This window comes from Sphingobacterium sp. HJSM2_6 (genome assembly GCF_049316305.1).
Taxonomy (GTDB): Bacteria; Bacteroidota; Bacteroidia; order Sphingobacteriales; family Sphingobacteriaceae; genus Sphingobacterium.
Map to the genome: position 1 here is coordinate 24,288 of NZ_JBMOXB010000001.1, position 16,986 is coordinate 41,273.

Below are 16,986 nucleotides of genomic sequence, written 5' to 3' on the forward strand. Positions count from 1 at the left end.
AACAATTCTCCATTAAACAAATCATTAATTGTTTTTGTGTGACTTTCAGTTCCAGATATTTTCAATTTAAAATACTGTATTTAAGCAAGTTGATAACTATTTTTCAACGCGTTGGGTGGTATAAGTAAAAATAAGTGTTTGATAAGATATGGGACCTATACTTAGCTAATAATCAATTTAGCTAGCTATAGCCTTAAGAAAATAGAGATTTAATTTGAACCGATGAATTCAGAGCACCATCAGCGGCAGCTTATAAAAAAATACCTATTAGGAACTGTAACAAATCAAGAGCGAGATGAAGTTGCAGTATGGTTGTCCGACTCAAAAGTTAAAAAGCTTTTTGAAGAAGTCATGGATGAAATTGAACCGCAACTATTTCCAGAAAAAGACACTGACCAAAAATACCTTGAGGATAAATTACTAGAATTTAAACACAAAAATCATATTCCATTAAAGGAGTCAATAAATAAACGAAATATGATTTGGACATGGCTACCTTATGCTGCTGCCTTAATCGTCTTCGTATTATTTTCCCTAAATATTTGGATGCATCACGATAATAAAAAGGCACCCAAGGAAGCATTAGCACTCCAAAACCTTACCGTATTACCAGGTCGTGAAAAGGCAACTCTTACATTGGCCGATGGATCCACCATAACCTTGGGAGATGAACTGAATGGCGAATTGGCCAAGCAACCTGGTGTTCGCATTGAAAAAACAAAAGAAGGCGAAATCCTTTACCTTACTGAAGATGAACACCTTGAAACAAAACCCGTATATAATAAGGTTACGACACCCAATGGAGGTCAGTACCAAATAACCCTCCCCGATGGCTCAAAAGCTTGGCTTAATGCGGCATCCTCTTTAACATATCCAGTGAATTTTAATAAAAACGAACGAAGGGTCAAAATGACCGGTGAAGTATATTTTGAAGTAGCCAAACTAAAGCTGCCTCATCAGGAGGACTCCATTCCATTTTTCGTAGAAACAGACAAACAAGTTATTCAAGTTTTAGGCACACAATTTAACATCAATGCCTATGCTGATGAACCGTATATCAGGACTACCCTAGTAGAAGGAAGTGTACGTTTAACTTCTTTCTTAAATGCTGTTTCTGTATTGCTCAAGCCAGGTCAAGAGGCTGTTCTTTCTGATCAGTTCAGGATCCGCTCAGCGGATTTGCAACAGCAACTGGCATGGAAAAATGGTGAATTTGTATTCAAAGGTGAATATCTCGAACAAATATTAAAGCAGATTGCCAGATGGTATGATGTCAAGGTAGAGTGCCCAGCAAGATTTAGTAAGATCAAGTTTAGTGGAATAGTTTCTCGGTCTATGCCTTTTTCAACAGTCATAGCCATGATTGAGTCTACAAAAGAGGTCAAAATATCCATGGAAGGAAGGAGGTTAATAGTGAGCGATTAGATACTCAATCCAAGAGATTACTAAAAAAGCCAAAGGTGTTTGTACCACCCTTGGCCAAAGGGTAAATCATCTCGAATAATGTCCTGATAACATCAATAGATAATTTAACTTCAACAAAAGTATGAATTTTTATGAAATCATGCATGCTATGAAAATTACCATGGTATTAATGATATGCTTTTTTGTCCAGGTAAATGCCTTTACCTATGCCCAACGCGTTACGTTGGATAAGTCAAACAGTAATATATATATTGTGCTGGAAGAAATTAGAAAACAAACCAACTATAGTTTTCTGTACAATACAGCAATTTTTGAGGATTCCAAGCCCATTAATTTTAAAGCAAAAGATATTTCACTTGATCAAGCTTTAAAATTATGTTTTGTGGGACAACCTTACGAGTATGTGATTAAAGATGGATATGTTACCATATCTCGAATTCCTGAAAACAATAGATCGTCTTCTAAACAACAACAAATTCAAATCTCTGGCCGTGTCATTCACAACGAAAATGGAAATCCACTTGCTGGTGTTTCCATTCGTATTAAGGGGGCTCAGGGGGCTACCACTTCCGATGCTTCAGGATCTTTCTTAATTCCTGTACCTTCTTCAGGTGCTACATTAGTATTTACTTTTCTTGGTTTGAAAACACAAGAACTGAAAGTAGGACCATCCAATAGAACTATCACTGTTCGAATGCAAGAGACTGCCTCGCAACTGGAAGAAGTTTCAGTTACTGTGCAGGCGAGACGACGAACAAATACGGAGATTGCTGTGCTAGAAGAACGCAAAAATTCTTCCATCATACAAGATGCCATATCGGCCCAATTAATCCAACGAACAGGAAGTAACACCACAACACAAGCACTACAACGCGTATCTGGAGTAACAATAACAGATGATAAGTATGTTGCTATTAGGGGATTGGGAGATCGATCGGTAATTGGACAGTTAAATGGGGTGCGTCTAGCTTCCTCAGATCCAGATCGTTCAGCAATCCCTTTGGACTTAGTTCCTGCGTCCTTATTAGACAATATCACCATTTACAAGACTGTAACACCAGACAAACCTGCAGATGCTGCATCTGGAATCGTAGAACTAAAAACAAAATCTGTTCCCGATAAAATGACTTTTGAAGTCATTGCACAAACTGGATTCAATTCTAATATTGGTATTGGAGGAAATTTTAACAGTTTTTGGAACAGTGATATGGGGGTTTTGGGCACTAAAATCAATGACAAGAATCTGTCCAAGGATTTTCTAAACCTGTCAAATCAATATCCTAAAGGACTTGAATCAATCCAAAACCTGATTGCCAATAGCAATAATCAGGATGGGGCAACACAAGAAGTTAACCGCATCAATACCATAATGAAAGGATTTGATCCAATACTAACGACGCAAACCCAACGTGCACCACTCAACCAACTCTATTCTGCTACATTTGGAAACAGTTATGATATTTTCAAAAAGCACAAACTTGGTGTAATCCTAGGAGGTAATTATTATCGACGCACAACAAATATTTACGACGGTAAATTAAACCAATACAGTATCTACCAAGGAGTTGTTACTGGAAATAGTTATGTCTACAGCCCTCGTGTAATTCCTAACTACACGACAACCAATAACATTATCATGGGCAGGTACCAGGCCTATCAAGAAAATACTGGAATGGAGACCCTAAACTATGGCGTATTAGGAGGACTGACTTATCGATTTAATCCACAGCATGAATTGAGTTTTCAATATTTAGGAAGTTGGGGTGGTGAAACTAAAGCATTAAATCTACAGGGTACTTATGATTACACAGGCCTTCCAGGTGAAGTCAACAGCAGAACTTACTCTTTAAAACAAAGTTATCGTACGCTGAACACTTTTAATATTCAGGGAGAGCATAAATTTATTAAAAGCAGTTTTTCCCCTAGGTTAAGCTATAACCTAGCAAGCTCTACAGCCAACCATAATGATCCAGATTATCGGTATGTAAATATGGTGGATTTTGTTCCAAATCATGGGGGAGTTATTCGCAGACCGGTGGTGGGAAGCCAATTTAACGGTGATATTGAATATGTCTCCACAGACCGTTACTACGCATTGACTTCAGGATACGTAAATGGCTTCGGTCCTTTTGGTATCATGCAAGCTGATCCAAACGGACGTCGTTGGAGAAAACTTGACGAGACTAATTATAATTACAAGGCAGATTTATCTATTCCATTTCCATTATTGTCTAGTAAACAAGAATTTAAAATTGGGATCAATCACTTAATCCGCGAACGCCAATTTGGAGAAAACGTACTTTTCCTACCAGGTTCTAACTTTGTACCTTATGCAGGAAGCTACTCTGCTACTATTAATCCTGCTATTCCACTATATGATGTCAATGGTAACCTAGACCGTTTGGTAAGCAACCAGGTAGTGGGTATAAAATTGCCTACCACTGCAACAGGTGAAGGAGACTTTCCTATAGGTGGTTTTCTTTATAACATCCAGAAATCACCAAATAATTACAAAGGATTATACTTGACGAATGCACTTTATGGCATGTTGGACTTGAAACTTCACGATAAATTCCGTCTTGCTGGTGGTGTACGATTTGAAAACACCCGTATCCAATCTACGGTAGATACGGCAAACGTGTTTCTTGACCCAGCTTTAGAAAGAGCCAATTCAGACGGAACAGTAAACCTGAATCCTCAAAACCCAAATGCGATTTCCAAGTCTGATTACAAGCCCTTTTATTCGGTTAATGCAACCTATATATGGAATAACAACATGAATTTCCGCTTATCAGTCAATACCACACTAGGACGACCAGAGTTGCGGGAGATTACTCAAGTGTATGAATTTGACGCATTCCAAATGGGCTTAGTGGTTGGAAATCCAAATCTAGTAAATCAATCGACCAAAAATGTGGACTTCCGTTGGGAATGGTTTCCTAATCCTGGCGAAGTACTGGCTGTATCTGCCTTTGGTAAAGAAATCCAAAACCAATTGGTAAAAGTGTATAGCCTACAAACCAAAGGCTTGGCTGCCACCTTTCCTGAGTTTCCGATTATCCAATTTCAAAATGACCCAAACAGAGGTCGTGTATGGGGATTAGAGCTTGAGCTGGTTAAAAATCTGGGATCCATTTGGGAACCGGCCAACGGATTTTTCATAGGTTCAAACTTGTTATTCGCTCAAAGTGATATCAAAAAAACAAAAGAACGCTTGGATGCTAGTTGGTCAATTGATAGAAACGCACCTGATAATAGTCCTTTGTTTGAGCAGGCACCTTATAGCATTAACTCCTACCTGAACTATGAAAACCAACGATGGGGAACTGACTTAACTGCGACATTCAATATGGTTGGGGAACGATTGGTACAAATCAACCTGACTGGGGAACCTGATTTGTATATGCAGCCCTATGCAATGTTAGATTTAGTTTTCAGCCAACGAATCAATAAAAGAATCCTATTTAAGGGCTATGCTAAAAACATTCTCAATCCAGCCATTAAAACAGTATATGCAAATCCTGGAACTGGAGGCAAATGGTACGGAGCTGAATACATTAACAGAAGTTATAAGCAGGGTGCTGAGGTCATGATTGGTTTTACGTATAATTTGTTTTAAACATGAGAAAGAAAACTTTATTATTTTTTCACAGATTTGCAAGTTTGCAGATTCGCTTAATCTTATTGCTTATTTCCACCTTCCTCCTATTAGAAGGTTGTAAAAAAGATAATCTGAACTATTCTTACGATTATCGTTACAATACAGAAGCTAGGAAGGCTAGTAATATCCGTTTAATTAATTTTTCGGAAAAATACCAGTTGGTAGTCAACGGAGATAGTTTGACCAATTTTTGGACAAAACCAACTCGCCCAGGTTTTATTCCTCCGGAAGAAACAACAGCGCCCGCAACACCCTACTTTCCCAAAAATGGACTTTTTAGTCGGGTATGGGAATTTCCACAAAACCTATTTAAACCAGATGGTACAGCGCATATTAAAACCACAACCGTCTTTCAACAGGCTGATCTAAAGAATGAGGTAAATATCGTAGTTAAAGAGGAATTGGATCGACCAAAAGACTATTATTTTCTATTTAACGAAAAAAACTTAGTCGAATGGGATAAGCCGGTTGTTGAAGTCGCTCGGGATATCACATCTCCACGTCAACCCGATCACTTCAAGATTCGCATCATCAATTTTGCAGCCAAAACTTCAACCATGGAAATGGAGAATTTGGTTCAGCCATTAACGTTAACCTTTGCTGATGGCACTCCCGTGAATACAGAAACTAGCAACATTCCTGTAGGAACAGTTTCATCTTACGTAGAAATTCCTTACGGCACTTACCAATTTAAAATTTTGACTAACGATGGTAGACAGGTGCCTATGGAGGGGCAAGAAGCAAGTATAGACCCTAAAACTTCTACTATGGATCGAAGTGATGGATCCAAAGGAAGTGGAATAGTCTATTCCGAATTACATACCTACCAACCTGGTGGAATTTACACCATTGTAATTCATCCAAGAGCCATAACTTACATGATTTCAAACGATCAAGCCAGCGGATATCAAAATGTATTCAATCGAATTTCAGACATCAGCGAACCTGTAAATCAAACCTATGCCCGGGTACAGCTTGCTAATGCCTTTGCCGAGGGGAATTTATCGCTACAAGTAAAAGATAGGCAAATTGAAGGTTCAGTAAGTTTCGGAAAAGCAACTGCTTATCAAAATATCATTCATGGTGTTCATGACCTCCAGGTGTATAATGGAGCAGAAAAATTAGCTGATGTGAAAGCTCAACTTAGACCAGGAGGTAATTACACCCTTTGGGTATTTCCAGATGCATCAGGCGCCTTAAAAACACAGTTGATATCCAATAATTTGAGCGGAACTTGGTACACTGGTACAGGTACTTCGGGCAACAACACAACTGAAGATCGCAGGAAGATCGCTTTTCGTTTTGATATTCGATGCCTAAACTTTTGCCCCGATATTCCTGAACTAACATTTACTGACGACCAAGGTGTACCTATGGGGCGCAAGTTTGACCAGCAAAGTGCATCTCACCTGGCATTTAATATGCCTCAGATTTCCGAGCCATATATAAGGCTAGTATATGATCAGCCTGGTCCATACCTATACTATGCCTATGCATCCTCTTCTAATAAATTACCAGGTGACTGGTTGCAAGAAATTACAGGTCTCTCCAACAAAGCACTTATTGCTAATGAAAAATTATATACAGCAATAGGTCGTGATGTTCCGACCCATGAACCTGGAGTATACACATTAGCATTGGTAGGAAGATACAAACAAGGAAATAGTAATGCAAAAATTATGCTAATTAAACACACCAAATAGATATGATACTTAACCTAGTTTATACAAAATACGGAAAAAGAGTTGCGGCAAAAAGTCTATCAACGTCCTGTTGCTTTTACTTTTTAGTCCTGATTATTTTTAGCTCTAGCTGTAGAAAAACCGAATTTCGTGCAGTTGAAAATCCAGCATATATTCGAGTTTTCAATAATTTAAATTATGAAGTCAGTCTTAGTAATAAGGAAGAATTGCAACCTTTTTTTTGCCTGTTTATTGACCCTGAATTTGATGAGAGTGGCAAGCCAATCAGTGGCCTCGTACAGTCTGACTTTTTAGATAAAAGGACAATTTATGCTTCGCCAAATCCGGCTCATTCAGGTGCTAGTACCTCAAAATTTAATCCGGAATACCCCGGAAAAGATAAAGTTCCTACTGGACCTATCCTTAATGGATTCGATCTCACAAATTGGGCTCAAATTTCTGCCGGCAAACGTAGAATTGTTTTCATGTCTCGTCCAATAAGTAATGTGCCATTCGCACAACTTCCTGAAGAACAACAAAAAAAAGTATTTCTAGATACGATCATTGATCTTAAAGAACACGAGGTCTATACGATTCATTTATTACAAAAGGATTTCAATACGAAACAGAATGGGTTATATGTGCGAGAAGAAAACTTTCACAAGCTGGCCTTATCGGACACCTTAACTTATGTTAATTTTTACAACCTAAGTCCCAATGGATTCTGGCAGGCAGAGAATAGTCTGAAACCAAGTGTACCCAAGCAGAGCAAATCCTTGCGATATGGTATTCGAGATACCATGAATGCATTTTTCACTCATATCAGTGTAGACACAGCTGCAAATGGCAGTTTAATTGATAAGCGAATTCCAGAATTCAGCTATCAATTTGCGGGTACCATTGTACGCAATATCGATCAACAAAAGGTTGCTCCATATTACAGTTTTCCGATTTTTCTGAGGGCCAATAATACAAAAAAAATCTATGCAAACACTTGGCAGTACCTGCAATTGATTGTACCACCGGCAGATCCAATAAACAACTCACTTTTTTTATTACCACCAAACACCTATACAGGTATAGTAGGTGAGGAATTTATTAAAAGAAAAATATACGCGTATGTCCTGTTTGATCATTCTCGATACCTGGCCCCAGATAGCGAATATTTACCTAGTCTGCTGGTCAATGTACATTCAGGAATAAATAACCCGCAATCCTTTGGTGTGGTCAATACCCTAGAAATTATTGGTGGAAACGTATACTTGAGTACTGTTCAACGCAGATATCCAAGACCTATTTATTAGAAAAAATATAAAAATTATGAGGTATCAACTATTTTATAAAAAACTCTGCTTGAATTTTAAAAATCTCAGCTTTTTCCTCGCGCTTATTTTTATAAGCACCTTACTCCTATTCCATTCCTGCAAATACGAGGATCTAGAAATCAATGTAGAAAATGAAAATTATCGGAATGTAATGGATTTTACAGCCAACAATTACGAACTGGGGTTATTTCATGCTGCGCTTATCCAAGTCGGCATGGAGGAGGAACTTCGAGGTAAGGGACCATTTACAGTTTTTGCACCAACCAATACAGCCTTTAACGAGATGGGCATCTTGCGTGAATCAGACTTTACCAAGATGAATCAAGATAGTCTTCTTAATATGCTGCGCTATCATATTCTCCCTGAACGATTGTATCGTGAAGATATTCCTAGCCATACGATTGATAATTTACATACAAATCTCGCTGGTAAATCCCTATACTTGGGTTTTAAATACATACCTACACCCAACCAAGCATATCCAAACACCTATATCCTAAATGTAAACGGTGCGAATGTCCCTAAGAACTATCAAAATACCGTGGTCGCAAATGGTATCATTCATCCCATTGAAAAAGTGCTCAAATATGAGGAGTCTATTCAAGACATTTTACAGAATAATCCTAGCTTCAGTTTGTTTACCACCTTATTGAAAAAGTTTGGTGAATGGGACCGACTCGCTGAAAAAGGCCCATTTACTATTTTAGCTCCTTCAAACACGGCTTTTGAAGCCCTTCAAATCGATGCAGCGAAGATAGCGGCAATGGATTTGAACGCTTATGATTCCGGCCTATTGGTCAAGCCATATATTCTAAATAATCACATTTTCACCGGTGATATTGAAATTATGAAACCTATAAACCCTGTTTCAGGGCCTTATGGATCAGCAATCGTCTATGGATCAGTACCATCTGCAAAAGACTATGTAAATGGAATCAATTATTATGCAATTGGAGATAATACAGCCTTTGCTGCTTTTGTCTCTACGGTAGAAATAAATAATGAGCCATCAAAATTTAGGAGAAATTCACCATTTCTATCAAATCGATGGACAGATTTTAAAGCTGAAAACGGTGTAGTTCATGGAATTACCAACCTATTGGCAAGTCCAGAAGATGCCCTAAGAAAGTAATAAACCAAAAGGTTCCTCGAAACATGGAGAATGATTCGCAATTCTTCCATTAAAAAACCTTAGGATTCCAATAATTATAAAAATCAAAACGATGACTAGATTAATAATAATGTTTTTTTGTTCGTTGCTCCTAATACGCTGTACCAAAGAATTTATGCCTAATCCCGTTGGAGAAAGTATCCCTTCTGAGGAATATCCCAAATTGGAGGATGCCCTTGCCTCCAGCCCATATACGCTGTATTCAGCTGCCTGGAAAAGAAGTAACATAACACACATGTTGACTATGGACTTTCCTCTGTCTAAAATGTTATTCCTCGTGCCGACCAACGAAGCCATGGAAAAAGCTGGACTTACTGCTGAAGCTATTGCGACAGCAAAAGTGTCTGATTTAGATTCTTTGATTCTATACCATACCTTAAATGGCTCCATTCCGCAGGAGCAATTGATGGTTGCCCCCACTGATATACTCTTCAACAGCTTGCTTACTCATCCAATTTTTAGGGAGGGGGAAAAGTTAGGTGGTGTAGAAATTCGTTCTATTCCTTACCGTTATCAGCATTATGTAAGGTCTTCGGAAACTACATTTTCCAGTAATGGTATAACCTTTCAGACGAGTAAATGGTTGCCCATTGATCGAGGATTTCTAATTCCAATTGACCAGGTGGCACAAAGACCAAAACAACAAATGATCGATTTTTTACGGAATGACCCTAGGTTTACTTTATTTATTAAATCTATGGAGATAACTAGTAAGATTTATGAACCATTAGTACATGAATCTTGGATTTTCCCTCAATCACCGATATATAAATATTTCTTAGATTTTTTCGCTTCACCTGGATGGGGAAAGACTATGAATGATGTGTCAAAAGAATATTTACATCTAATCAGAATGACATTGTTTGCACCAACGAATGAAGCATTTAATGAAATTGGTATTTATTCAGAAAATGACTTAATCGCGTTGAATAATAGATCAGTTTATAATCATTTTAACTATGATAGGGGCTCCTTACCTGTAGATAGTCTCATTAGGAAACACTTTATAATAAATGCAATCAATCAATTTGCTGTCACAGATGAGTATGAACTCGCATCGATAATATCTACCATAAATAAAGATGGATCAGTTGGTGTTTTTTACAGTGAATCCTTAAAAAATGAAATACTCGACGAATATTCCATGGGAATTAGCACCAATTTATCTCAATATTTAGAATATGATTTTGGAAATTCTTCTAATGGAATAACCGTAAAACATAAGCATTCAACTGCACCTCCTGCCACCATTATCCAAGAAAACATCAATACATTTCAAGGACCTATTCATGTTGTGGACAAAATTATTCTTCCTAACAATTTCAGCATGTGGCATATCAAGAACTAATTGTACGCCAGAATACATAAGACTATGCATATAATACTTAAAAAAATTACATACCTACTTTTGGGATTGACATTGCTCATAAGTTGTCGTAAGTCTGATCAAATCACTCCAGTTACTGATCGCAACACCTTGAACTATGTAGTTCGAGATAATTTTTCATTACGATTTTTTGCAGTTGCTCTCAACCGTACTGGGATAGAAAAGCAATTGGAAGCGGAGGGGCAATTAACAGTTTTGGCTCCTTCAGATGAGGCCTTCATTTCAGCAGGATATAATACACAGGCGGCAGTTGCTGCGGCTGCTTCCAAAATAAATAGCCAAATTCAGTATCACATACTCCAAGAAATCCATAAAATATCGGATCAGCCATTGGGTTTTAATAAACAAATAAAAACCAGCACTGGCAAAAGTGTTTATTTGACTCGAGTTAAACTTGGCGTAGATACGATCACGACGATCAATGGTGCAAGAATTTTGAAGAACGATATTCCATCTTCCAATGGGCTCATCCATGCTATTGACAAATTGTTATTTCCCATGGAATTTGACAAGGTAGGTGAAGCCATATCCGCAGAAAAGGATCTCTCACTATTTTACCAAGCATTAAAATATACTGGTTTACTTACGGTGTTAAATGGACCAGGTCAGTATACGGTTTTTGCCCTAGACAATGCCAGCATGATAGCAAATGGGTATCCTACATTACAATCCATCCTTGCAGCCGATAAGGAGCTGCTAAGTGCTATGTTGCGTTTCCATATTGTACCTAAACAACGGTTTGTCCATGATTATTTCTTCCTTGCCGAAGAGGGGCGCAAAGATGTCGTAGAAACTATGTTGGACGGTAGGACAATTAAAGTGGTTTATGAAGAGAAATATCAAGTTCCAAATAGTTTCTCAGGAATCAAAATTCAAGGTCCAGGAAATGGACAGAATTCCTGGGACATGTTCAAGCCGAAGCTGTCAGACTATATTGTAGCAGGAAATGGAATAGTCCATGTATTGAACAAAGCTTTGAAGCCATAAAAGATTATTAAAAGATACAATAAGAAATTATGAAAATAAATGATCCATCGCAAGGATATGTAAACGAATTTGATCCTGTAGAAATCGCTGAAAACTTGGAAATAACTTTGAAATCCTGGAATGATAAAAAAAGTTTAAGATTAAACTATCTTCCTACATTATTGGCTATTATATTCTCCTTATGTTTTTTTCATAGCAAGGCGCAAGAGACTTCAGGCTCGCTAACTGGAAGAGTGGGCAGCAATATGGATAAACCTCTTGCTGGAGCGACCATTACAGCGGTGCATACACCATCAGGTACAAGGTATCGCATTTCTTCAGACCGTACTGGACACTATACCATCAATAACATGCGCATTGGAGGACCATATACCATTACTGCTTCTATGTTAGGAATGAAGGATGAAGTACGAGAGGGTATACAGATACGCCTTGGTGCGGCACAAGCATTATATTTTGAATTAATTGATGATACCAAAGCATTGGAAGAGGTCACCATCATTGCTCCTGTGCGAAGTCAACGTGCGAATAGTTATGGAGCTGGACAGAATATTTCCCGTCAGCAGGTACAAGCCATGCCTACGATTAATCGTTCTGTGACCGATATTACTAGGTTGACACCACAAGGAAGCCGTGACAACAGCTTCGCGGGAACTAGCTTTCGCTACAACAACGTGACGATTGATGGTGCAATAAATAACGATGCTATTGGATTCTCCCCTTCTTTAGGTGGTCAAACTGGAACTTCAGGCATGGCAGGTAGCTCTACACGCACGAATCCTGTCTCGCTAGATGCCATTCAGGATATGCAGGTTTACCTAGCGCCATATGATGTTAAGATTGGTAATTTCACAGGCGGATCTGTTAATGCCGTTACCCGTTCTGGAACAAATATGCTCGAAGGCTCTGTTTATGGCTACGGACGTAATGCTTCAGTTACTGGAGCCGATCGTGTCGGTGGACTTGGTAAAATGAATGGCGATTTTGAAGATTATCAAGCAGGTTTTCGTATAGGTTTTCCAATTATTAAAAACAAATTGTTTTTCTTTTCCAATGAGGAAATTACCCATCGGCAGGATCCAACACAATTGTTTGTGGGAACTTTAGAGACGGCACACATCTTGAAACAAACGGATGCAGATCAAATAAGCAATACCGTAAAAAGCCGTTACGGAAATATTTTTGATGCAGGTAGTGCTGGAATATATAACAACTGGTCCAAATCCATCAAGTTCTTCAATCGCTTGGATTGGAATATAAGCGATCAGCACCAATTAGCCGTAAGAAACAATACGATTAGAAGCTCAGCCTCCCATATGGATCGTGACCAACAAGATTTTAGATTTTCAAGCATGGCCTTTGAACAAGAAAACAACCAAAGTTCTACAGTCGCTGAGTTAAAAAGTAGGTTTTCCAACTCCGTATCTGGAAATATGCTGATTGGTTTTACGGTTGTAACAGACAAGCGTGACCCGCTTTCCGATCCAACGCTACCACAGGTGCAAATACAAGGTCGAACGCCTGGAACGACCATATATATCGGTACAGATAGGGAAGCTAGTATTTTTGATATGAAACAACAAACCTGGGAATTAACGGCTAACTTAAATTGGAATATAGGCCGACATAAGTTATTGTTCGGAACCCATAATGAAACCTACCGTATTCGTTATGGCTTTGTCAATAGCTGGAACGGACGCGTAGATTACAATAGCATCGAAGATTTTATCAGTAATGTCCCCTATCGTGTCCGTGGTAGTTATAATTATTTGAATAACTCCCGTGATTATATATTAAATAATCCTGCTGCAGATTTTAGCGTGAACATGTATAGCCTCTATGTACAAGATGAAATCAATGTTAACGACAGGTTTCGAATTACACCAGGTATTCGGGCTGACCTAGCTCATCTACCAAAAATGCCAAAATTGAGCGATAAAGTAAGCGATATGTGGGAAGATGCTTATTTCGGAACAAGTTACGTATATACACCCATTGGTCGGTTAAATAACGATTTCATGAACCGAGTACAATTGTCTCCTAGGATTGGTTTCCGCTGGGAAATGACAGAAGATCGTAATCTTGTGCTTCGAGGTGGTGCTGGACTATTTACGGGACGTATCCCTTTTGCATGGCTTGCCTATGCCTATTATAACACAGGAGATAGTTATGGTGCATTCGATCAGCGATCTGACCAAAAGCCTTTTCTGGGTGGTTCAGATGCAATCAAACCTAGCCCGAATGGACTAGCAGATTTCATTGCCGAAAATGGAACCGTCATCCATGATCCTAATAGTGGAAAGACTCAAGTAGATTTAGTAGACAATGGTTTTACACTTCCGCAAGTATTCCGCACGAGTTTAGGCATCGATTACGAAGTTGCCAATGATTGGAAGTTATCTTTAGAAGGAATGTATTCACATAATATCAGTGATGTCATGTTTCAGCAATTGAATACCAAAGATAATCCACTTTGGTATGGATACGACAGAGAAAGAAAACAACCTGTCTACAGTGGGACGGTGGATCCTCGTTTTTCCAATGTCTATCTTTTATCAAATACGAAACAAGGATACCGGTACAGCATCACAGGTAGCATAAGTAAGATCTATAAAAACCTGAATGCTACAGCGAGCTACACATTTGGAGAGTCCAAAGACATTTCCAACGGTGTTCGAAACTCTATGGAGTCTAACTGGCAACTAAACCAATCGCTAATTCCCAACCATCCAAATTTAGCCTACAGTAACTTCAATATACGTCATCGAATTGTGAGCAGCATCAGCTATAGCCACGAATGGAAAAACGTTGGTCGTACAAATATTAGCTTGTTTGGTTCAGCACAATCGGGATCACCTTTTACCTATGGTATAGTAAATGGTAACATACAAGGTTTGCCACAGCAGGTTTCTCTAGTTTACATCCCGAAACAAGATGAAGCTATCCATTATTTTAAAGATATTCCTACTGGACAGACTGCACAACAGCAGGCTCAAGCATTCAATAATTTTATTGATGGAAATAGTTACTTAAGCAGCAGACGCGGAAATTTTACAGAACGAAATACTGGCCGTACCCCATGGAATGTACAAGTCGATTTACGATTGGAACAACATCTTCCTATTACAAAAGGAGGACAGTTCTTGACTATATCAGCTGACATCATGAATTTAACTAATCTAATTCATAAGAATTGGGGTGTACAATATTTTTCGCCAAACACTTTTAACTCAACCAGTTCAATAGGTCTGATGCCGACGATGTTCCCCCCACAGCAAAATGCAAACAATTGGCCAGTGTTTACATTTAGTGAACCTGGAAAGCCCTACAGTATTGATTACTTCAATTCCAGGGCACAATTGCAGTTTGGTGTAAGGTATTCGTTCTAACCCTAAAAATTAATAACAGCCGTAAACGCATCAGATTGATACATCTCTAAATGCTTACACCTACTATTCAAAGAAAGTGTAAGCATTTTGTTTATTTTTCATCAACAATAGTGCTTTTTTCAACTATCTTAAATTTCGTCCTTAAATAAATTGTACTTATCGACAAGATTATTCACTAAATACCGTACTATTCCAATTATAAATTATCCAACTAATTTTAATTTATAAACCGCAATATTGTTTTCCTTTATTATTTTATAAATTAAGTATGAAAAAATTAACCACTGTAATTGGGATTTCAATTTTGTTATTACTTTTTTTGGTAAAAGTCTATTCACAAGAGGATAAATCGCTTAACCGAACTTTAGAGTTAATGACTCAGGCTTCTTTAATAGGTAATTCCGAAGTCTTGATGAAATACACTTCTCCACGTTTAATTAAGGTAATGGGAAGGGAAGAGAAGGCTTTAAAATTATTTAAAAAAACCTATTCAGAAGTGTTTGAAGTGCAGAAAATAACGATAGATTCTGTTGTAAATTATAATCTATTAAAAATAAATAAATTAGGAGCCTAAAAGTATAAATTCATTCCTCAATTAATTGTAATGAGCCAGTCCGGGCGAAATGATGTAATAATTAATGTATCCAATTTGTTGGCAATATTTGAAAATTCAAACATAGGGTGGAAATTTTTGGATATTAACAATATGACTGAAGATCAATTAAACTATTTGTTTCCAGAATTTAAAAATAAGGTTCAGTTAAACAAGAAGTTTGACGATAAACCCATCGTAACTTCCAAACAGAAGTCAAATCAAGAATGACAATATCTAGTGAAAATGTTTGAATCACAATGATATGGTCATTAAATTATTTCATAGCTTGCTTATCTAAAAGATTGGTAATCATTTTCGATGTTACAACTGTTTTTTAGAGTAGTCGTTTTATTATAAGTAATATTATTTCCTTAATAAATTAACTTTAAAAATGAACAATTATGGTTATTTCATGATAATTCCTAAATTATCTCATTTATAATACAAGTTGCTAATTTTCCTAAAATTATACCTTCCGTTATTCAACAATTGTTTTTTATCAATATTACATTCTTAAATGAGAAATAACAATTATTTAATGAAAAAAATTATATTTTAGAGAAATAAAAATTATAAAATATGAAATATCAACTATTGCTCTTTTCTTTATTAATTCTACTTCCTACATTAACTTTCGCGCAAAATTCAACAAATCAAGATTATTACATTACCAATGAAAGAGACACGGTCTTTGGAAAGATCACCAAGGTTCATGATAATTATTTAAAAATTAAGGTAAACGGCAAAAGAACTAAACTTTCACCATTTGATGTCTTCCGAGTTTATCAAAGTAAAAAGAGGAAACTATTTGGTTCATCTTATATTAAATATGGAGTTAGAAAAATTAAAGATTCCAAACCAATTTTGTATAGAGTAGATGAAAGAACTCGTGTTTTAGGTTATCCGAAATTTACAGAAATCCTAATAGATGGGGAAATTATTGTGTATAGATTTGAAATAAATAAAAGATTTAGTTTTGGAGGTCTAAATGGAATGAGCACTTCTTCATCTGTAAGTTATAGACTCTATGCATTCAAAAAATCCACAGATGAAATTTTAGAGTTAGAAAATACAGCCATGGCTTTTGTAATTGATGTTAATAAAGCAAAAATTGGTAAAGACGTTATTAAGTTTTTCGAAAATGATGTGGAAATAAATGCTAAAATTGAAGCCCAAAATAAATTAACCACCAAATTCATGTTAGAAATTATTAAATTATATAATATGAAAAAACGTCTAAATTTAATTCGTAAACCTAGTTAAAGATACCTTATTTAGTGATTTAGTAATTTGGTTAATCTATATTAAAACAAAGTCAACAAAAATAATTTGTTGACTTTGTTGAGTACTGGACTGTAAGTAAG

General features: G+C 37.1%; 10 protein-coding genes. All 10 read left to right on the plus strand.

Features of this window, described 5'->3' with window-relative positions; all coding sequences use genetic code 11:
- Positions 1–222 precede the first annotated feature (222 nt).
- The 10 genes from ACFRAE_RS00165 to ACFRAE_RS00210 all read left to right on the plus strand — a co-directional run bounded on the left by ACFRAE_RS00165 (position 223) and on the right by ACFRAE_RS00210 (position 16,885).
- Positions 223–1,425, plus strand: a complete 1,203-nt coding sequence (locus ACFRAE_RS00165; protein WP_422795084.1) for a FecR family protein — start codon at positions 223–225, stop codon at positions 1,423–1,425.
- A 148-nt stretch (positions 1,426–1,573) separates the two neighbouring features.
- Positions 1,574–5,044 (plus strand): TonB-dependent receptor domain-containing protein, encoded by a 3,471-nt coding sequence (locus tag ACFRAE_RS00170; RefSeq protein ID WP_422795085.1) that lies wholly within the window; start codon positions 1,574–1,576, stop codon positions 5,042–5,044.
- Positions 5,045–5,046: 2 nt separating this feature from the next.
- Positions 5,047–6,789 (plus strand): hypothetical protein, encoded by a 1,743-nt coding sequence (locus ACFRAE_RS00175; RefSeq protein ID WP_422795086.1) that lies wholly within the window; start codon positions 5,047–5,049, stop codon positions 6,787–6,789.
- A 2-nt stretch (positions 6,790–6,791) separates the two neighbouring features.
- Positions 6,792–8,072 carry a hypothetical protein gene (locus ACFRAE_RS00180; protein WP_422795087.1) on the plus strand — a complete coding sequence of 427 codons (1,281 nt, stop codon included), beginning with the start codon at positions 6,792–6,794 and terminating at the stop codon, positions 8,070–8,072.
- 16 nt (positions 8,073–8,088) lie between these two features.
- Positions 8,089–9,225 (plus strand): fasciclin domain-containing protein, encoded by a 1,137-nt coding sequence (locus tag ACFRAE_RS00185; RefSeq protein ID WP_422795088.1) that lies wholly within the window; start codon positions 8,089–8,091, stop codon positions 9,223–9,225.
- A 154-nt stretch (positions 9,226–9,379) separates the two neighbouring features.
- Positions 9,380–10,612, plus strand: a complete 1,233-nt coding sequence (locus ACFRAE_RS00190; RefSeq protein ID WP_422795089.1) for a hypothetical protein — start codon at positions 9,380–9,382, stop codon at positions 10,610–10,612.
- A 24-nt stretch (positions 10,613–10,636) separates the two neighbouring features.
- The gene (locus ACFRAE_RS00195; protein ID WP_422795090.1) at positions 10,637–11,638 is read left to right on the plus strand and encodes a fasciclin domain-containing protein; all 1,002 of its coding nucleotides are present in this window, start codon (positions 10,637–10,639) and stop codon (positions 11,636–11,638) included.
- 29 nt (positions 11,639–11,667) lie between these two features.
- Positions 11,668–15,027, plus strand: a complete 3,360-nt coding sequence (locus ACFRAE_RS00200; protein ID WP_422795091.1) for a TonB-dependent receptor — start codon at positions 11,668–11,670, stop codon at positions 15,025–15,027.
- Between the two features lie 268 nt (positions 15,028–15,295).
- Complete coding sequence (locus tag ACFRAE_RS00205) at positions 15,296–15,601, plus strand: hypothetical protein (RefSeq protein ID WP_422795092.1); 306 nt, start codon at positions 15,296–15,298, stop codon at positions 15,599–15,601.
- Between the two features lie 600 nt (positions 15,602–16,201).
- Positions 16,202–16,885, plus strand: a complete 684-nt coding sequence (locus ACFRAE_RS00210; RefSeq protein WP_422795093.1) for a hypothetical protein — start codon at positions 16,202–16,204, stop codon at positions 16,883–16,885.
- Positions 16,886–16,986 lie beyond the last annotated feature (101 nt).